Annotated in this window: 1 protein-coding gene; it reads right to left on the reverse strand. The window is 60.1% G+C overall.

Annotated features, from left to right (window positions below):
• Nucleotides 1-23: 23 nt before the first annotated feature.
• Complete coding sequence (locus EEB15_RS33520; protein WP_199236725.1) at nt 24-182, reverse strand: hypothetical protein; 159 nt, start codon at nt 180-182, stop codon at nt 24-26.
• Between the last annotated feature and the right edge of the window lie 209 nt (nt 183-391).

Genomic DNA, 391 nt, shown 5'->3' on the forward strand with positions numbered 1-391 from the left:
GTGGCCATGGTAGCTGGCCAGCATCAGCAGGCTGTCGCCCTTGGGTTGCGCAGGTTCGGCGGCAGGCCCTGTTGCAGCAGTTGCTCGAGGCGCTGGCTGTTGCCCTGGCGGGCCAGGTCGAACAGCTGGTGGACGAACTCCTGGGTTTCCATATCCAGTTCTGGGCGAGGGCTATCGGTCATGGGGCTGCTTCCTTGTGAATACCGGGTTTGCCGAATGATAGGCGGCCTTGCCGAGGTGGGCTGTTGAGCATTGCCTATGGGGCGAGTTGGCAAATTCAATCGATGGTTGGGGTGGGAAGGTGCCAGCCTGCTGTGACCGGAAGCCGGCCTGGTTGCGTCGTCTTTACAGTTCGATACGGATATCGGTGGCGAAAACGGGGAAAATAAAC

The organism is Ramlibacter sp. WS9 (assembly GCF_003797765.1).
GTDB lineage: Bacteria > Pseudomonadota > Gammaproteobacteria > Burkholderiales > Burkholderiaceae_C > Ramlibacter.